5 protein-coding genes are annotated in these 20,632 nt (G+C 63.0%); 2 read left to right on the top strand and 3 right to left on the bottom strand.

Features of this window, described 5'->3' with window-relative positions:
- Nucleotides 1–52: 52 nt before the first annotated feature.
- From H351_RS27170 to H351_RS27160, 3 genes are all read right to left on the bottom strand, one after another.
- Nucleotides 53–322: a metal-sensitive transcriptional regulator gene (locus H351_RS27170; RefSeq protein ID WP_007734349.1), complete on the bottom strand. Its 270-nt coding sequence runs from the start codon at nucleotides 320–322 to the stop codon at nucleotides 53–55.
- A gap of 90 nt (nucleotides 323–412) precedes the next feature.
- Nucleotides 413–823: a DUF302 domain-containing protein gene (locus H351_RS27165; protein ID WP_020968512.1), complete on the bottom strand. Its 411-nt coding sequence runs from the start codon at nucleotides 821–823 to the stop codon at nucleotides 413–415.
- 117 nt (nucleotides 824–940) lie between these two features.
- A complete protein-coding gene (locus H351_RS27160; RefSeq protein WP_029254529.1) occupies nucleotides 941–3,088 on the bottom strand; it encodes an MMPL family transporter in 2,148 nt (715 codons plus the stop codon).
- A 161-nt stretch (nucleotides 3,089–3,249) separates the two neighbouring features.
- Between H351_RS27160 and H351_RS27155 the strand changes: the two genes are divergently transcribed.
- Entirely contained in the window at nucleotides 3,250–3,834 is a 585-nt protein-coding gene (locus H351_RS27155; protein ID WP_020968514.1) for a class I SAM-dependent methyltransferase, read from the top strand.
- Between the two features lie 101 nt (nucleotides 3,835–3,935).
- A complete protein-coding gene (locus tag H351_RS27150) occupies nucleotides 3,936–20,630 on the top strand; it encodes a non-ribosomal peptide synthetase (RefSeq protein ID WP_029254530.1) in 16,695 nt (5,564 codons plus the stop codon).
- The last annotated feature ends 2 nt before the right edge of the window (nucleotides 20,631–20,632 follow it).

Here is a 20,632-nt window from a genome sequence, read left to right as displayed (position 1 = left end):
CATGCGAGAAAGGGCCTGACCTGCTGACTGCAGGTCAGGCCCTTCTCATATTTCAGGCCAGTGCCAGGAACAGCTTCTCGAGTTCGGCCTCGGTCATCGGTTCCTGACCTTCCGCGCTGTCACCGCTCAGGCATTCACGCAGCCCGGAAGCGACGATCTTGAACCCTGCTCGGTCCAGCGCCTTCGACACGGCTGCGAGCTGCGTCACGACGTCCTTGCAGTCGCGGCCGTTCTCGATCATCGAGATGACCCCGGCAAGTTGGCCGTGAGCACGCCGCAGTCTGTTCAGTACGAGCGCAATGCTCTCTTCGTCGCCGGTCATGGTGGCCCCTTCTCGAGTGTTCGTGCTGCGACCGAGGGTACCCCTGGGGGCATGTCACTGCTTGATCCAGTGTTTGATCCGGCTGCGGTGTCAGATCAACGAGTCGACGGCTGCCCGCAACTTGACGGCGGCGTCGGCCGCCACGGACTCCAGGCCTGGTTCGCCGGAAACCTGAACCATGAGAGCGGGATTCATCGCTTCGACGAAGAACGAATTCTCGGTAGTCGTATCTTCGCGGACGACAACGTTGCACGGCAGCAGGAGGCCGATCTGACGATCCACCGAAACTGCCCGATGGGCCAACGGCGGGTTACAGGCACCTAGGATCAGGTACTTTTCCATGTCCTCGTCCAGCTTCGCCTTGAGTGTTGCCTGCATGTCGATCTCGGTCAGGATGCCGAAGCCCTGCTCGGCGAGAGCAGCACGAGTTCGGGTGACGACGTCGTCGAAAGTTCCGGTGACCTTGGTTGCGATCGCTATCGGTTCTGTGGGTGTTGTCATTGCCCGCTCCTTGTCGTCGGCTTTGGTGCCATTGGCTTCGATGTCGTTGGCTTCGATTTCTCTTGTCTCCATCATACCCCTGGGGGTATCAAGAAGACAGTGATGTCGGGTACACGGTCAGCCATGCGAGAAGCTGATGTTCGGCAGGATGCGTCGTAACCATGCCGGCGCCCACCAGGCTGCCCGGCCGCTGAGGCGCAGGAGAACGGGCAGCAGCACCAAGCGGACGAGCACTGCGTCCAGGAGGACAGCTACACCGAGAATGATGCCCATTTCCTTGGGTGGCAAGGGATCTGCGAGCGCAAAAGTGAAGAAGACCGCAACCATCACCGCTGCTGCCGCCGCAATGACCCGACCCGAATGTGCGAGGCCGTCGATGTGTGCGGTCTCGGGGTCACCTGTGCGTTCGTAGTGCTCCTTGGCGCTCGAGAGCAGGAACACGGTGTAGTCCATCGCGATGGCAAAGATCATGGCGAAGAAGAAGACCGGACCCCACCCGTTGAGAAACCCCTGGGGATCGAAGCCGAGCAGGCCTGCTCCGTGGCCGTCCTGGAAAATCAACTTCGCGATTCCGAATGCGGCCCCAGTGGACAGCAGGCTGACCAGCGTGCCGATCAAGGCGATCAAGGGTGCCTGGAGGGCGATCAGCAGCAACAGGAATCCGAGCGTCAGAATCACGACCACCACGAAGGGAAGGTAGTCGTCGAGCGCCTGCTGAAGGTCGAGATTTTCAGCCGGAGCGCCGCCGACGAGCGCCGATTCCGGCAGTTGCGACCGAAGGTCGGCAAGGATGGTTTCCATCGCAGGATCTGACGGGTCGACGGTGGGAACTGCTTGCAGCATAACCAGATCGGATCCGTCGGCCGCTTGTTGCGTCGGGGTGATCATTGCGACGCCATCCACGCTCATGGCAAGACGCGAGGTGTCGGCTGCATCGTCGGCGGACGTGACGATCTGCAGCATTCCGGGTGCCCCGTCACCGAACTGCTGCTGCACCAATTCGTATCCCTGTCGAACCGGGGCGTCCTCGGGAACCACGGCGATGGAGGGCATTGCAACCTTCAGTCCGAACACCGGAACGACGAGAGCGATAAGGACGATCACGGCGCCGATGCCGAAAGGCCACGGGTGCTTGTGCAGCAGTGATGCCCAAGCTGCGAACATCGGGGAGCGGTGCTGCTGGCGCTTTGCATACGGTAGTGAACCGCCGTTGACCTTGGCGCCGATCCGGCCGAGCACGGCAGGTAGCAGGGTGAGTGTTGCGGCGAGAACGAAGATCACAGCGAGCATGATTCCGACAGCCATCGTGCGTACGGCCGGGGCTGGAACGATGAGCACCGCAGACAAACTGACCAGAACTGTGAGGCCGGAGAGGACAACAGCTTTGCCGGCGGTGTCCATCGTTTGAGCCACGGCGGCCCGCGGATCCGGATCGGTTCGCAGTGCTTCCCGGAACCTGGCGACGAGGAAGAGTGCGTAGTCGATGCCGAGTGCGAGAGCGAACATCATCGCGAAGTTCATGGCCCACACGGAAATCGGCGTGATCTCGTTGAGGATCACAAGCCCGCCCGCCGAGGCGACCAGACCTGCGAGTGTCAGAAGCAGTGGGAGTCCTGCGGCAACCAGGGAGCCGAAGGCCAACACCATGATCGCGAGAGTGACGGGCCACGACATCATTTCGGCCTTGATCATCGCTTCGTGATTGGCCTTGTTGAAATCGCTCCACAAAGCCGACGCGCCGGTGGGGTACACCTCGATGGTGTCCGTGGACAATGCAGTGAGTTCCTTGCCGAGTTCGTCTACCGCACTGACCATCTCGTCGGTACTTGCGTTGGCGCCCGCGATCATGATGCCGGTATGTCCGTCCGGGCTGATGGTCATGCCGGTCTGCGGGGCGACCACTTCGCCGAAACGAGGGTCCGCGGAAAAGATTTCCGTTGCCGCCGCCAGCGTTTGCTGCATCGACGGATCGGTGATGGGCACAGAATCCGAGTGAACGACCACCTGCACTGCAGCGGAGGAGTTTCCACCGAAATGCTGCTCGGCCAACTCGCGAACCTGCACTGATTCGGATCCGTTTGCCTGCCAACCTGCGCCGGCCAGGGAGGTGAAGACGCTGGGTGCTGCGGCGCCGAGTGCGACCAACGCGATCAACCAGACGCCGATGACGAGGCGGGTGTGCGCCGCCATCGATCGACCGAGGCGCGCGAGTATGCCGTCGGATTGGGCGGGTGGGTCCGCGGTGACTGTTCTGGTCGCTGACATCTTCGCTCCTGATACGGGTGGGGGTATTCCTGACCGTCACCTGTATACCCCCAGGGGTATGTATCTGTCACGTTTGAGGGTTCTCTATGCTGCTCGTTGCACCGTCTGATCGGAGACAGTGGAACGAACCGCGGTGAAACGAACCACGAGGAGCAGTGATCATGGACGCACACGACTGGGACGAGCGATACCGAGCGGTGACGGAGCCGTGGGGAATCGACCCGGCGGGAACCGTCGCAACACGAATTGCCGACCTGAAGCCGGGCACTGCGATCGATCTGGCCTGCGGCGACGGCCGTCACGCGCGGTGGATGGCCGGGCAAGGGTGGTCGGTGACTGCCGTCGACTACTCGTCGGTGGCGATCGATCTGGCACGGGCGAGTGACTTGGACAAGGCTGTCGACTGGCAGGTCGGCGACGCGACCACGTGGCAACCGGAAGGGGTAGTTGACCTGGTGTTGGTCAGCTTTCTTCACCTCGAGGTCGACGAGTTGGCCGACACGCTCAAACGCGTCGGGGAGTGGCTGACGCCAGGCGGGCGCGTCCTCTATTTGGGGCATTCGATCGAGAACTTCCACCGTGGTGTGGGCGGACCACCCGAACCGACCATTCTGCCCGGTATTTCCGATCTCGCTCGCGCCGCGGAGGGATCGAGGGTCTACGCCCTCGAACATGTCGTCCGGCCGCAGGACGGTAAGACGGCAATCGACGTTTTGCTCGAATTCGGTCCGTGGGAACAGGTCTGACCAGGGCGGGAGCGCACCTTCACGTTCCTGGGTAGCCTACCCTAAACTTGCGAGGGTGTTCGTCGTTCGATGAGCATGAACGACGATGATCGGATTTCTCGATGTCTGACCACTCTCAGGTAGCTCACCCGTCTGTATCGGGCGGTGGCGATCTGGACGCAACGCTCCCGGCGACGGCCGCTCAGCGTGAGGTGTGGGTTGCTCAGAACGTCGATCCGAGCAGTCCGGTGTACAACATCGGACTTGTCGTCGAGGTCGACGGGACGATCGACGTCGAGCGCGCGGCAGCGGCGATCAAGGCCACAGTCGGACGCGTCGAAGCGCTGTTCGTGCACTTTCGGGCGGATGCTGACAACCAGCTGATCCAGGTGCCGATTCCGGATGCGCGCTGGGACGTGGAAATTCTCGACCTTCGCGCCGAGGCGGATCCCGATTCGACTGCGCAGTCGTGGATGGACACCGATATGGCTCGGGTCTTCGGTGCGGACGATCTGCTGTTCCGCCAGGTGCTTCTGCGAACTGCTGACGACCGAGTCATCTGGTATCAGCGCTATCACCACAGCGTGGTCGACGGGTACGGCATCTCGCTCATCGTCGCCGACGTAGCCGAGCGGTACGACAATCCGAACCTCGAGACTGCGGCGCCGGTGTGGTCGCTCGATGCGGTGGTGGCGGCCGATCTGGAATACCGGAACTCTCCGCGGTTCCTGCTCGACCGTCAGTACTGGGTCGAACGAGTTGAATCAGGACCGGAAGCGACGCGGATTTTGCATGGGCAGGTGGATGATTCGCTGCCGCCGATCGCGGCGATGCTCACGCTCGACGTCGATCGTGCAGCGCAGCTCTATCGCTATGCCGCCGACGCCGGGATTCGGCGAACTCGCCTGCCCATGGCTGCGCTGATCGCGTACATTGCACGAACCACCGGACAGCACGACGTTGTCGTCTCGGTGCCGATGGCCGCTCGGGTGGGTCGCGACATGCGGCGCACTCCCTCGATGGCGTCGACGATTCTGCCGCTCGGTATTCGGGTCGAACGCTCGGAAACCATCGGCCAGTTGGCAACTCGTCTCGATACCGCCTTGATCTCGATACTCAAGCACGGGCGGTACCGGGGAGAGGATCTCGCACGCGACGTGCGAGCAGTCGATCCCGACCGCCAGGTCTTCGGTCCCGGCATCAACTCGATGATGTTCGAACACACACTCACCTTCGGCGGCTGCCCGGTGCGCGTGCGTAATTCGGTGACCGGTCGGGTCAGTGACCTGGATCTGAGTGTGCGCGGTGGTCAGGACGGGGAACCGATCGAGATCGACGTCCGCGCCCCGGCCGGATTCGACAGGGAGTTGGCCGATCACACCGCCAGAATCGAACAGTTCCTCGATCGATTCGTGGCCGAGCCGCAGCTTCCGATCTCGGCACTCGACCCCATGTCGCGCGCGGAGCGTGAACTCGTGCTCCACGGGTGGAACGACACCGCAGAACCGCAGCCCGTGACGACGGTGCCGAATTTGTTGCGCAGCAGCTTCTCTGCCGATCGGGGCGCTGTCGCCGTGGTCGACGGCAACGTTCGGCTGACCTACGGCGAGCTCGAAAGTCGGGTATCGCAGCTCGCCGCGCACTTGATCTCTCGCGGTGTCGCATCCGAAACCGTTGTGGCGATCGGCCTTCCGAGATCCGCCGAGATGGTGGTGGGGTTGTTGGCCGTCATGTGCGCCGGCGGCGCCTTCGTGCCACTGGATCCGTCCTGGCCCGCAGAGCGCCGCGAATCGGTACTCGCCGATGCCGGTGCCACATTGGTGCTCACCTCGGACGGCGTAGACGACTCCGTATTGGTCGATCTCTCCGCGTGGGCATACGAGGACGGGCCTTCGGACCTGTCCGAGATAATGACCTCTGGCATTCGTATTCACGGTGCCCAACTCGCGTACGTCATCTTCACGTCCGGTTCGACCGGACGTCCGAAGGGCGCCATGATCCGCCACGAGGCAATCTGCGCAAGGTTGCTGTGGCAGCGGGAGCGGATTCTCGGGTTCGGGTCCGGCGATGCCTCTCTGTTCAAAGCCCCACTCTCGTTCGACATCTCGATCAACGAGATCCTGCTCCCGCTCGTCTCCGGCGGTCGATTGGTGATCGCGAAGCCAGAGGGGGAACGCGACCCGCAATACCTGCTCGACCTGATCGCCGGAGAATCGGTCACTTTTGTCTACTTGGTTTCGTCGATGCTCGACATCCTTCTGGATCTGGCGAACGGGACCGATCAGCTCGATTCGTTGAAGCACGTGTGGTGCGGCGGTGAGGTTCTCACGCCTGAACTCTTCGATCGGTTCCGTGCCCAACTGTCCACGACGCTGTATCACGGCTACGGGCCGGCGGAAGCGACTATCGGTGTCTCCCATGTGATCTACCGCGAGGACGCGGAACGAATTGCCACATCCATCGGGCGCCCGAACCCCAACACTCGCCTGTACGTGTTGGACGGTGACCTGCAGCCGGTTCCGGTCGGCACCGGCGGCGAACTCTACGCAGCGGGCTTCTTACTGGGGCGCGGATATGTGGGCGCGTCGGCGTTGACCGCGTCTCGTTTTCTCGCAGATCCCTTTGTTTCCGGTGATTTGGCCGGATCCCGGATGTATCGCACCGGTGACTTGGCTCGATGGACCGCCGACGGCACCCTCGACTTCCTGGGGCGCACGGACAATCAGGTGAAGATTCGTGGCATGCGTCTCGAACTCGAAGACGTCGAAGCCGCCGTGATCTCACACCCCGGAGTGCGCCACGTGGCAGTTCTGGTGCGTCAAGCACCCACAGGTGCAAAGTATCTCGCCGCGTACGTGAGTGCAGCGTCGGGGACGAACCTTGCGGTCGACTCACAGGACATTCGCGAGTGGGCGGCGAGCAAGCTGCCCGACTACATGGTCCCGACCACCGTCACTGTCCTCGACGAGTTTCCGCTCACGGCCAACGGCAAGCTCGACCGTCGAGCGCTACCTGAGCCCGATCTCGCCGAACTGAGTGCACACGTCGCCGCGAGAAACGAAGTCGAACAACAATTCTGCAACTTGATCGCGTCGGCGGTAGGTCTCGAATCGGTTGGCGTGACCGACGATTTCTTTGCACTGGGCGGTGACAGCATCGTCGCGATCTCGCTCGTGACCGCGGCTCGTGCAGCCGGTTTGTCGATCAGTCCACGCGAGGTGTTTCAGCTGCGCACCGCCGAGGCGATGGCGCGCGCCCAATCCGGCCGAACGGCTGAGATCGTCGATCATTCGGACGAACCGATCGGTCACGTAGCCACGACGCCCATCGCTGCCAGGGCCCTCGGGACGCCGGACGTAGCACGAACCTTCCATCAGCGAGCGCTGATTCAGACTCCGTCAGCCTTGACGTCCGAGCATGTCGAGGCGGCGCTCGATGCCCTGGTGGCACGCCACGATGGACTTCGTGCGAAGTTGACTTCCGAAGGATCGCTGCTTGTTCCGGCCACCAACGAATTGGCTGTGGTCTTCGAGACCCGTGCATTACCGGTGCCGCTCGAAGAATGCGGACCGCTGATCGTCGCCGAGACCGAGCGAGCCGTCAGGCGTCTGAACCCGGCAGACGGCACGATGGTCAGTGCTGTTCTTTTCACCACTGCGACCGGTCCCGGAAGACTGTTGCTTGTCATCCACCACGCGGTCGTCGACGGTGTCTCCTGGCGCATCATCCTCGAAGACCTTGCGCGCGCGGGTATCGCAGCGATACAGGGCGACGAACCCTCACTCGCTCCGGTCGGCACGTCGGTGAGAAGGTACGCCGAACTCGTTTCGGAGGCGGTCGGAGCCGGGCGACTGGACTCGGAGATCGAGTTCTGGGACTCGGTGACTTCCGCACAACAGTCACCTCTCGGCCGTCGGGCACTCGACCCGACAGTTGACCTCGCGCGCACCGCCGCGGCGCGATCGATCACCCTGCCTCCGGAATTCGCCGATCGGTTGTTGGGCAGTGTCCCACGGGCATTCGGGGCCGAGGTGAGCGAAGTGCTGATCACCGCATTGGCCGTTGCGCTGACCAAGTGGAGCGGTGCCGCATCGGTGACGATCGACTTGGAAGGGCACGGACGCGACGAAGACATCGTTCGCGGTGACGGCGCTGCGCACGTCGACCTGACACGTACTGTCGGATGGTTCACCACGGTATTCCCGGTTGCACTCGAAATCGATACAGCCGCTCCGGATCTCGAAGCGAGCGGTGAGTTGGCGGTGGTTCTCAAGAGCGTCAAGGAGCAACTTCGACGCGTCCCGAACGCAGGCTTCGGGTACGGCGCATTGCGATACCTCGGCAGCTCGGATCAGTTGCGTAGCGTCGCAGCACCCGAGGTGGTGCTCAACTATCTGGGGCGCACTGCAGTTGCAGAGGGGGACTGGTTCCCGGTGTCGATGGACGGCGCTGCCGATCCGTCCATGCCGTTGGGTCACGCGTTGTCTGTCGACGTCGTAGCCGAGGAAGCGGCCGGTGGGCCACGACTGCGGGCCACTCTGACCTGGGCGTCGAATATCTTCCTGCGTAGCGACATCGACAGGTTTGCGCGGTTGTGGCTGGACTCGCTCAAGGCCGTGTCCGGGCTCGCTGCCTTCGGCGGCGCGACACCGTCCGACTACCCTCTGGTGGCGCTCACTCAGGCGGATGTGGACGGGTTGCCGAAGGCAGAAGAGATTCTCCCGCTCACTCCGTTGCAGGAAGGGATCTACTTCCATTCGGCTTTTGCCGATCCGGGGGCTGATCAGTATGTCGTGCAACAGGTCGTGGAGCTGACCGGCGCCGTGGACAGCGCGACTCTGCGCCGTGCGCTGCAATCCGTCGTGGATCGACACGAGGCGCTGCGCACCGGATTCTCGGTCCTGGGCGACGGCCGGGTCGTGCAGGTGGTGCACCCGAGCGTCGTCGTGGAGATGGCAGTAGTCACGGATGCCGGCGCCGACGTGGATGAACTGCTTTCCGCCGACCGTGCGCGCGGGTTCGACCTCGCGCAGCCGCCGCTCGTCCGTTACACACTGGTCCGTGCCTTTTCGGAGAAGTACCTTCTGCTGCAGTCGATTCACCATGCGGTTGCAGACGGATGGTCGGTCCCGGTGATGCTGCGGGAGCTGATGGCGTCGTACAGCGTTGGCGATTCCGGCGTGGTGCTCCCGAGTCCGGCGCCGTACCGCAGCTACCTCGAATGGTTGGCCGGCCACGATCACGAGGCTTCGGCAGCGGTGTGGAGAAAAGCACTGAACTCTCCCGGGCCCGCGGTCGAACTTCCCGCGCCGAGCGCGGGCAGCAGCGGAATCCATGCTACCCGAGTCAAACTGTCCGACAACGATACTCGCGCGCTGTCGACCACCGGACGCTCCCGCGGTTTGACGCTGAGCACGCTCGTGCACGGCGCCTGGGGACTGGTGCTCGGCCGAATGACCGGCCGAACAGACGTGCTGTTCGGATCAACCGTATCGGGACGCGGTGGAGACCTGCCCGGCATCGAGTCCATGGTGGGCTTGTTCATCAACACTGTGCCGGCTCGGTTGCGGTTCGATCCGGCAGAGACAGCCGCGCAAGCACTTTCTCGTTGGCAGAGGGAACAATCGGAACTACTCGACCATCAGTACCTGGGGCTACCGGAACTGCGGCGGACCGGCGGACTGGAGCAGAACTTCGAATCACTGGTCGTTTTCGAGAACTATCCACTCGGTGACACGGCAATCGCTGATCCGACGAACTCGGTGCGACTGACGGGAATTCGATTCGACGAGCGACCGGCCTACCCGCTGACCCTGATCGTCGTCCCCGGCGATCAATTGGCGTTGGAGCTCAAGTACGACACTGCTCAGGTGGACGGCGATGCCGCTGCGTCGCTGGCCGAAGCTCTCGCAGTCGTACTCACCGAGCTCTCTCGCGATCTCGACCAGGTCATCGGCCGGATCGCGCTGGCACCCGCACAGCCGGGGAGCATCGGCAGTGCCTTGGATCGGCCGCGCGCAACGCTGACCGAGCTGCTGCAGGATCAAGCCGGGCGTACGCCCGAAGCCACCGCAGTGATCTTCCGTGAAGAGTCGCTGACCTACGCCGAACTTCACTCTCGCGCTGATCGTTTTGCGCATCTGCTGCACGAACGTGGCGTCGGACGCGAATCATTGGTGGCGGTTGCCTTGCCGCGCTCGGTCGATCTGATGGTTGCGATACTCGGCATCGGGAAGGCCGGGGGAGCATACGTTCCGCTCGACACCGGCTATCCGGCGGAGCGGCTGACGTACATGCTGGACGACGCCGATCCGGTGTGCGTCGTGGTGTCGGAAGATTCTTCACTCGATTCGGGTTCGGTTCCGCGGGTGACGGTATCGGAGTCCGCGCAGTTCCCAGCCGAACCGCTGAGTGTCCCAGGATCGCCCGCGGATGCCGCGTACATGATCTACACCTCGGGTTCGACCGGTCGTCCCAAAGGCGTTGTGGTCACCAACGAGGGTGTGGTCAACCGATTGCTCTGGGCACAGCAGATACGTCCGCTGGACTTCTCCGACCGGATGCTGCAGAAGACCCCGTCGAGTTTCGACGTCTCCGTCCCCGAATTCTTCTGGCCGTTCCTGGTGGGGGCAACTCTGGTGATGGCCGAGCCGGACGGGCACAAGGATCCGGGCTATCTGGCCGACGTCATCGTCGAACATTCCGTAACCCGAGTGCATTTTGTTCCGTCGATGCTCGAAGTGTTTCTTGCGGAGCCGAAAGCAGCACTGTGCTCTTCCCTCGAGATCGTCAACTGCAGCGGTGAGGCACTGCCCGTTCACGTTGCGCGCAAGGTTGCCGAGATCCTGCCGAACGTTCTGGTGGACAACCTCTACGGCCCCACCGAGGCTGCCGTCGACGTCAGTTGGCAGCCATCGGTGCAGGACACTCCGGCAGACGCGGTGAGTGTCCCGATCGGCGCACCCGCCGTCAATACCGGCCTGTTCGTTCTCGATCCGTATCTGCAGAACGTTCCGGCCGGTGCCACCGGTGAGCTGTATCTGGCTGGACCACAACTGGCGCGTGGTTACCATGGACGTGGGGGATTGACTTCCGAAAGATTTGTGGCGAATCCGTACAGCGACGGCGGCTCGCGGATGTACCGGACCGGTGACATCGTGCGGTGGAATGCCGACGGCGTTCTCGAGTACCTCGGCCGTGTCGACGAGCAGGTGAAGGTTCGTGGATTCCGCATCGAGCTCGGTGAAATCGAAGCGCAGTTGGCATTGTGCCCCGGAGTCTCGGCAAGTGCCGTGATCGTCCGAACCGACGGTCCGAGTAACCGCGCACAGGTGGTCGCCTATCTGGTCGGAGATGCTGATGACGCTGCGGTTCGAGGGCAGTTGTTGTCCGTGCTACCGGAGTTCATGGTGCCGAGCGCGTTCGTGCGGCTCGAGTCGCTGCCGCTGAGCCCGAGTGGCAAGCTCGACCGAAAAGCCCTACCGGCACCGGATTTCGCGGCACAGGTGGGCGAAACGACGGGAGTAGTTTCCTCGGGCGTTGCCGACCTCCTCGCCAGGCATTTCGCGACAGTTCTCGGCCTGCCACGCGTCGGGGCACGCGACGACTTCTTCACTCTCGGCGGCGACAGTATCCTGGCGATCCGACTGGTCAACCTGGCTCGTCGTGATTCGGTAGTGCTGACCCCGCGTCAGATCTTCGAACTGCGCACTCCCGCTGCGATCGCCGCAGCGGTGGGTGATGTCGCCACGTCGGTTGCCACCGTCACGGCCGACATCGGCGTGGGTGAGCTGGTTCCGCTGCCGGTGGTTCACCGCTTGTCCGAATGGACGGGTGGTACCGATCGCTTCAACCAGGCAGTTCTGATCCACTCCCCGGCAACATCTCTCGATTCGATCACCGGCGCAATGCAGGCCGTGCTCGATCACCACGACGGACTTCGCCAAACCTTGATCCGACATGACCGCGGAATGTGGTCGGCGCGGATCGAGGAACCCGGCAGTATCCGGGCAGCGAACCTTGTCGAACGCGTTGATGCTCGGGGACTGGATGACGCCGAGTTGCGGACGCTCATCACCGTACGTTCCGAGCGGGCGACCAGTCGATTGGATCCGTCTGCAGGACGGATGGTCTCGGTGGTCTGGTTCGATTGTGGCGCTGAGAATCTGGGCCGACTCGCGATAGTCGCGCACCATCTGGTCGTGGACGGGGTTTCGTGGGGAACCCTGCTCGAGGATCTCGCGATGGCCTGGGTGGCCGTCGAGGCCGGAGAGCCCGCAGCATTGGACGCCGTCGGAACTTCGCTGCGTACCTTCTCCCGCACGGTGGCCGAACACGCATACAGTGCTCATCGATTTGCCGAACTCGATCACTGGCTGACCGTGACCGCTCCGGGCGCGGAGTTGATCCCCGGTACCGCGAGCTATGCCGTTGTATCCGGAGGCTCGAGGCGCACGGTCACGGTGGACGGAGCAATCTCCGAGGCGGCACTCGGAACGGTTCCGGCCATGCTGGGTGCTGAGGGAACGGATGTTCTGTTGGCTGCGTTGGCGATGTCGGTCGATCGCTGGCGTCGTTCCACCGGTCGCAGTGAGCGCGAACTGCTGGTCGATCTCGAAAGGCACGGCCGCGAGGAGTTGGTACCCGGGACCGATCTGTCGCGAACAGTCGGCTGGTTCACCACGATTGCCCCGATGCGACTGCTCGGCGGAACCGACCCGGTGGACACGCTGCGCGAAGTGAAGGAGAGCCTGCGGGCGGCTCCGGACGGCGGTATCGGCTACGGGATGTTGCGGTACGTGAATGCACGTACGGCATCGAGATTGGCGGGGCGCTCCGAATCTCAGATCCTGTTCAATTATCTCGGACGTACGACGACAGCTGGATCGACAGCATGGTCCCTGGCAGCGGAATCCGAAGCCATGTCCACCGATCCCGACGCAGACATGGGAGGTCCGTATCGGCTGATCGTGAATGTCGTCAGCGTGGATTCGGAACTCCGTGCCGACTTCGCCTGGGCAAGTGAAGATTTGTCCGAGGAGGATGCGCAGTCACTCTCCGACGGCTGGGTTTCGGCGCTCGGCGATCTGGCGGCTGCGGCCGCGGAGCATGACGGGCCTCCCATCCTGACCCCGTCCGATGTGCCGTTGCTCGACCTGAGTCAGGCCGAGATCGACGCGATAGCCGATGCGAGCCCGGCGGGTGTCAGCAGCATCCTCCCACTCTCACCGTTGCAGGAAGGCCTGTACTTCCAAGCCGGCTACGCAGGCAGCAGCGACAGCAGTAGTGGTGGGGACATCTACACGGCACAGTTCTCGATGGACTTCGGGCACACCCTCGATGTCGACAGGTTGGCTGCGGCCGCCCGGACACTTCAACGACGAAATCCCACGTTGCGAGCGGGATTCGTGAGCGAAGGACTGAACGAGCCTGCGCAGTTCTTCAGTGCGGGACTCGATGTTCCCGTCGCCGTCCACGATCTCCGTGAACTCGACGACTCGGCTGCTCGTGAGCGCGCCGAGGCCGTCGCCGCCCAAGACAGAGTGACTCCATTCGACCTGACCGCGCCGCCGCTGTGGCGTATGAGCGTGCTGCATCTGCCCGGCGGACATGATCGACTGGTGATCAACCGGCAGTTCCTGTTGTGGGACGGCTGGTCCAACGGCCTTGTCGTCAGCCAGCTTCTGGCGCTGTACGACACCGGCGGGGACGACAGCGCATTCGGCGAACCCGAGGGGTCGTTCGAGGCCTACCTCGCCTGGTTGGCCGACCGCGACGGTGCAGCCGCCGACGCGGGGTGGCGCGGAGCGCTCGCAGGACTCGAGGAGCCGACGCTTGTTGCCGAGCCTGCGCCCGGCGTCGAACCTCAGCTTCCGGATCGCCGCGATGCGGTTCTGTCGGAATCGCTTTCGCGTGCATTGCGTGAGCGCGCTGCCGCGTCCGGCGTCACGTTCAATACGGTACTGAACGCAGCGCTGGCTCTGGTGCTGGCGTCGGCCACCGGTCGACAGGACGTCGTCTTCGGCTCCACGGTTGCCGGAAGGCCACCGGAGGTGCCGGGAATCGACACCGTGGTGGGCATGTTCCTCAACACCGTTCCCGTTCGGCTGCAACTGGATCCGAACGAGAGCGTCGAGGAACTTCTTCGTCGCACTCAGGCGGATCGACTTTCGCTGATGCCGTTCGACTATCTCGGATTGGCCTCGATCCAGCGTGTTTCCGAGCATCGTCAACTGTTCGACGTGCTGATGGTCCTGCAGAACTTCGTGGACGAGAAGCAAGTCGACGCACTCAATGCCGCACACGACGTGAGCGGCAGCGACAGTATCGATCACACGCACTATCCGCTGACTGTGGTGGTCACCCCGGGTACCACCGTCAACGTCAAGTTCGAGTTCCATCCGCATCTGGTGACCGCGCGCCGAGCCGAGGACCTGCTCGGTCACTTCGTCGACCTGCTCCAGAGTTGGTCGCAGGATATGACAGGTTCGGTCGTTGCGGCGCCGACTCCCGTGGTAGCGCAGCAGACGCAGATCCGAGAGTTGCCGGAGCGCACCATTGCCGACCTGTTCGAAGAGGTGGCGTCGGCGCAACCGAACGACACGGCACTCGTGTTCGGGAAGCGTCGGATGACCTACGCCGATCTCGACGGCGAGATCAATCGGATGGCGCGGTTGCTGATCAACTACGGCGCCGGGCCGGAAAGGATCGTGGCTCTTGGTCTGCCGCGCTCGGTGGACATGGTCGTCGCGCTCTTCGCCGTATTGCGCACGGGCGCTGCCTATTTACCCCTCGAACTCGACCATCCGGCCGAACGGTTGGCCGTGATGATCGACGACGCAGATCCGGTCGTGTTGCTGACGACTGTCGCCGCCGCACCGAAATTCGAAGGCGCGGACGTCCGCACCGCGGACATTCGGACCATCGTGCTCGACGAGCCGGACACTGCGGCAAGGCGACTGACGATCTCGGCGCGGGCACTCTCCGCGGCGGAACTCGGAGCCTTCGCCCCAGGAACACCGCATCGGCTCGACCACCCCGCGTACGTCATCTACACCTCCGGTTCGACCGGCAAGCCCAAGGGCGTGGTCACCGGTTACCGCGGCTTGACGAACATGCAGTTCAACCACCGCGAGGCGATCTTCGAACCGGTGATCGCCGCGACGGGCCGGCGCCTGCGGATCGCGCACACCGTGTCCTTCGCCTTCGACATGTCGTGGGAGGAACTTCTGTGGCTGGTGGAAGGTCACGAGGTGCACATCTGTGACGAGGATCTGCGTCGTGATGCCGAGGCGCTCGTTGCGTACTGCGACGCACAGGAAATCGACGTCGTGAACGTGACACCGACCTACGCGACGCACCTGATCGACAGCGGGCTGCTCGACGACGGTGTGGGACAACACCGTCCGCCGCTGGTCCTGCTCGGCGGTGAAGCCGTTCCGGATTCGGTGTGGAACAGGCTGCGCGACACCGAAGGAACCGTGGGCTACAACCTCTACGGTCCGACGGAATACACGATCAACACTCTCGGCGGCGGAACGACCGACAGTGACACCCCGACGGTCGGCAAGCCGATCTGGAACACCGCCGCGCACATTCTCGACGGCTGGCTGCGACCGGTCCCCGATGGAGTTGCCGGCGAACTGTACATTGCCGGAGCCGGTTTGGCCCGCGGCTATCTCGGACGCTTTGCGCTCACGTCCGAGCGCTTCGTCGCAGATCCGGCCGGGACCGGAGAACGTATGTACCGCACCGGGGATCTGGTGCGGCGACGCGCTGACGGCAACCTGGACTTCCTGGGCCGCACCGACGACCAGGTGAAGATCAGAGGTCACCGGATCGAGCCGAGCGAAATCGTCTCCGTTCTCGAATCCGACGAGCACGTGCGGCAAGCAGCGGTCGTGGTCGACGTCGGGGCGGGTGGAGTCAAGAGGCTCGTCGGCTACGTGACGCCCGTGCAGCTCGGCGCCGCGCACGACTACCGCGCGCAGGCGCGAGTTCGCCTACCCGACTACATGGTTCCGGCCGTGGTGATCGAGGTGGAGTCACTACCGATGACCGTCAACGGCAAGCTCGACGTCAAGGCACTGCCCACGGCCGATTCGGTGCTGGGGGAGCGGAGTGGGGAGTCGATTGCACCGCGGAACCACACGGAAGAGGTTCTCTGTGAGCTCTTCTCCGACGTACTCGATGTGGACGACATCGGTGTCGACGACAACTTCTTCGACCTCGGTGGGCACTCGCTTCTGGCCACCAAACTGATCAGTCGAGCTCGGATCGCCATTCCGAACAGTCTGACCATGCGTGATCTCTTCGAAGCACCGACCGTCGCGGAACTCGCGGAACGCATTGTGGTCGAGCAGGGATCAACGCGACCGATGCTGGTAGCGAAGCCGCGGCCGGACCACCTTCCACTTTCTGCCGCTCAACAGCGTTTGTGGCTGATCGGACAGATGGAAGAGAACTCCGCGGCCTACAACTTCCCGATCGTGCTCCGCTTGGACAGTGCATTGGACGCGGACGTCTTCGCCGCGGCGCTGGGTGACGTCGTTGGACGACACGAATCCTTGCGTACGGTGTTCCGGTTGGTGGACGGAACACCGGAACAGATAATTCTCGAATCGGCGAAGGTTCCGGTCGAGACAGTTCATTCACGGGAATCCGGTGTCGCCGGCGAAGTTGCAGTGGCAGTGGGCCGTCCGTTCGACCTTTCGAACGAGATTCCGATTCGCGCCCGTCTGATCCGAGTAGACGGTGCCGTAATCGTCGTGATCGTCCTGCATCACATCACAACGGACGAATGGTCCGATCGGCCGTTCCTGCGCGATCTGATGTCTGCCTACTCCTCTCGGATTCAGGGCGAGGAGCCAGCTTTCGAACCGCTACCGGTTCAGTACGCGGACTACACCCTGTGGCAACGGGAATTGCTCGGCAGCGCCGACGATCCGTCGAGTGTCCTGAGCACGCAGTTGGACTTCTGGGCGAAGAGTTTGGACGGAGCCCCCGAAGAACTGCTGCTTCCCACCGACCGGAGCCGACCGGCCAGACCGAGTTTCTCCGGTGGCGCAGTGGTAACACGGTTGGGTGTGGACACAACTGCCGCACTGCGAGACCTGGCGCGCGGGAGCCAGAGTTCGATGTTCATGGTCCTGCACGCGGCGTCGGCGGCGTTGCTGACTGCGCTCGGAGCGGGTGAGGACCTTCCCCTCGGCGCTCCCGTAGCCGGACGTAGTGAACAGGGGCTTGACGACTTGGTCGGCTTCTTCGTCAATACGATTGTGCTGCGCACGGATACGTCGGGTAACCCGACGTTCCGGGAGTTGGTGGAACGCGTTCGCGAGGGAGACCTCGAGGCCTTCGCCAACGCCGATGTTCCCTTCGAAACTGTGGTGGAACGCCTCAATCCGTCGCGCACCTTGGCACGCAACCCGCTATTCCAGGTCATGGTCGGCTATCACAGCCGCGAGGAGATGGGCGGGGATCCGTTCGAACTCGAGGAGTACACAGCCAAGTTCGATCTGGTGTTCAACTTCACCGAGTACCTCGCCGACGAAGGCTGCATCGACGTCCGACTCGAGTACGGCAGCGACCTCTTCGATCGCGAAACAGCACAGCGCATTTCGAACCGATTGGAATCGGTGATCGCGGCAGTCGTGGAATCGGCCGACATTGAGATCGGGGACATCGACATCTTCTTGCCAGGCGAACTCGAGCAAGTTGTCACCTCGTTCAACGACACCGCCGTCGACGTGCCGGAGGAAACGTTCTACGACGCCTTCGCGCGTGGGGTCGCTGCTACACCCGAGGCGATCGCGGTGCGCGACGAGGCGGGGCAGGCCACGTACCGCGAGCTCGCCGAGCAATGTGATCGGATAGCCGGCGTGCTGTATCGGCGCGGGGTCTCGGTCGAAGACGTGGTGGGACTTGCCGTCCCGCGTTCGGTGGAGATGGTCGCGTCGGTCCTCGCCGTGCTCAAGCTGGGGGCAGCGTATCTACCCCTGGATCTGAGCCACCCGAGCGAGCGCATCGCCTACATGCTCACCGATTCTCGCACGTCGGTACTACTGTCCACCTCGGAGGAAAGCTCGCGGATCGAGGATGTGGTCGGCGTCGAGCGAATCCTTTTGGACGATCCGCTGATACGTGCGGAACTGGACGAGGCAGTGATCGTCGAAACTCCGAGGCCACCAGTTGGCGTCAACCACGCGGCCTATGTCATCTACACTTCGGGATCGACCGGCAAGCCGAAGGGCGCTGTCCTTTCTCATGACGGTATTCCGAGTCTTGTTGCGACAGCCGAGGTTCGGATGCGACTGGTGCCGGGTTCGGTGGTGATGCAGTTCGCTTCGGTCGGCTTCGACGTTGCGGTATTCGAATTGGCGATGGCTCTGTGCACGAGCAGCACCCTGGTGATCGTGCCGCAGAGCGCACGAGTGGCCGGCCCGGCGTTGACCGATTTCATGACGAGCAATCGCGTGACTCACGCAATCATCCCTCCCTCGTTGCTGGCCGCCCTGCCGGCGGGATGTGAAGTACCGCAGGGTTGCACGGTGTTGGTCGGAACCGAGACGGTTCCGCCCGAGCTGATCGGGCGATGGGCGGAGCGGCTGAATTTGCTTGCTGCGTACGGACTCACCGAAGCCACGGTGAACAACACACTGTGGCAGGCGGAACCCGGTTGGAACGGTGCTGTGCCCATCGGAGTCCCAGACCCCAACGAACAGGCGTACGTGCTCGACGATCAACTGCGTCCGGTTCCGCCGGGAGTATCCGGCGAGCTGTACATCGCGGGACGCGGCCTGGCGAGAGGCTACCTGGGCCGATTCGATCTGACGGCACAGAGATTCATCGCCGATCCCTTCACCGCGGGCGATCGCATGTATCGCACCGGCGATCGAGCGCGGTGGCGCTCGGACGGAAACATCGACTTCCTCGGCCGCGTGGACGATCAGGTCAAGATTCGCGGTTTCCGAATCGAATTGGGTGAAATCATCGGAGCTCTCAGTGCCCATCCTTCGGTGAAGCAGGCAACGGTCGTCGCGGATCGGCAGGGCGAAATCACGCGCCTGGTCGGTTACGTGTCACCCGAACCCGGTGCTGTGGTGGACACGACGGCAGTGCGAAATCTCGCTGCAGTGTCGTTGCCCGACTACATGGTCCCGACCATGGTTGTTGCTCTCGATGGTCCGCTCCCGTTGACGCCCAACGGAAAGCTCGACCGCAAGGCGTTGCCCGCTCCGGACTGGTCGGAGTTGGCGGGTGATGTTGCTCCTCGCTCTGCCGCGGAGTCCACGGTTGCAGCTGCCTTCGCGGAGATATTGCAACTCCCGAGCGTCGGAGTCCACGACAGTTTCTTCGAACTCGGTGGACATTCGATGGCTTCGATGAAACTGGTCGGTCGCATTCGTGAAGCGTTCGGCGTGGACGTCAGTATTCGAGACGTGTTCGACGCACCGAGCGTTGCGGAGTTGGCGGCAGTCGTTGCGCGTTCGGAGGGTGGACGCCCGGTCCTGGCGCCGGCGGCGAGGCGTCCGGAGACCATGGGTCTGTCTGCGCCGCAACGTCGTCAGTGGGAGTTGTTCCGCGCAGCCGGCGAGCACCCGCAAGCAAGCCACGCGCTGGCGCTGACCCTGAATTCGAAGATCGATCCGGAGATTCTCGGGCACGCTTTGGACGATGTGACGTCGCGGCACGAACCCCTGCGGACCACCTTCGTCGAGGTCGACGGCATCGTCGTGGCAAGAGAATCGGTGCGGCCGACTGTCGATGTGGTCGATGTCGGCGCCGGCGATGTGGGTCGAGTGGTGTTCGAACTGGCTCAACTTCCGATGGATCTGCGTGAGCAATCGTCGTTGCGGGTTCATCTGGTGCTCGGTGAAGACGGCTCTCGGACACTGCTTCTCGTCATGCACTACATCGCCGTCGACGAGTGGTCCGTAGTGCCGCTGCTGGGAGATCTGGTCTCTGCTTATGCAGCCAGGTCGCAGGGAGATCAACCGATCTGGGACGAGCTTGCGTTGACGTACGCCGACTACACCGTGTGGTCGGACGAGCTGTTGGGAGACCCCCTGGACGTCGACAGCCGTGCGTCGAAGCAGCTTGCGTACTGGCAGGATGCGCTCGACGGAATACCGACCAGTGTGAATCTTCCGTTGCCGGAAGATGACTCGGAACCTCGGGGTGACGTGGTCTCTGTCGACATCGACGCGGATCTGCACGCCAGAATCGACGCGCTGGCTGCGCGCACCGGGACGAGTATGTTCATGGTTCTTCAGGCTGCGCTGGCTGCCGTTCTCACGAAGGCTGGGGCGGGTACCGATCTTCCGATCGGTTCATTGGTTGCGGGCAGGTCGGATCCCCGTCTCGAACCGATGATCGGATCTTTCTTCAATGTTGTTCTCCTGCGCACGGATACGTCCGGTAGTCCGACGTTTGCAGAATTGCTCGGTCGGGTGAGGGAAGGCAACCTGGAAGCGCTGAGCAATCAGGACGTCTCATATGTGTATGTCGAGCAGGCTCTGGGTAATCCGGCGTCCATGAGACCTCAGGTGATGGTGATCCATCACCAACAGGCGGATTTGGACGGGCTCGGCGACTTCGGTTCTCTCGTACCGATTCCGGTGGGAGTGCCCGATGCGGATTTGACGTTGAGTTTTTACGAGCCGGTGGGCGAAGGGCCTGTTTTTGCAACTCTCGGGTTCCGTGCCGACCGCGTCGATGCGGGCGCGGTCCGTGAATGGGCAGGTCAGCTGGTCGACGTGATCGAGGCTGCGGCCATCGCCGAAGGGGATGACGTGAGTGAAGGGGCGAAACTATGACA

The sequence above is a fragment of the Rhodococcus erythropolis R138 genome, assembly GCF_000696675.2.
GTDB lineage: Bacteria > Actinomycetota > Actinomycetes > Mycobacteriales > Mycobacteriaceae > Rhodococcus_F > Rhodococcus_F erythropolis.
This window is presented reverse-complemented; position numbering and strand designations above follow the sequence as displayed.

Coding starts and splice junctions, on each gene's coding strand:
- H351_RS27170 (WP_007734349.1), bottom strand. CDS start 322: ATGACCGGCGACGAAGAGAGCATTGCGCTCGTACTGAACAGACTGCGG.
- H351_RS27150 (WP_029254530.1), top strand. CDS start 3,936: ATGTCTGACCACTCTCAGGTAGCTCACCCGTCTGTATCGGGCGGTGGC.
- H351_RS27155 (WP_020968514.1), top strand. CDS start 3,250: ATGGACGCACACGACTGGGACGAGCGATACCGAGCGGTGACGGAGCCG.
- H351_RS27165 (WP_020968512.1), bottom strand. CDS start 823: ATGACAACACCCACAGAACCGATAGCGATCGCAACCAAGGTCACCGGA.
- H351_RS27160 (WP_029254529.1), bottom strand. CDS start 3,088: ATGTCAGCGACCAGAACAGTCACCGCGGACCCACCCGCCCAATCCGAC.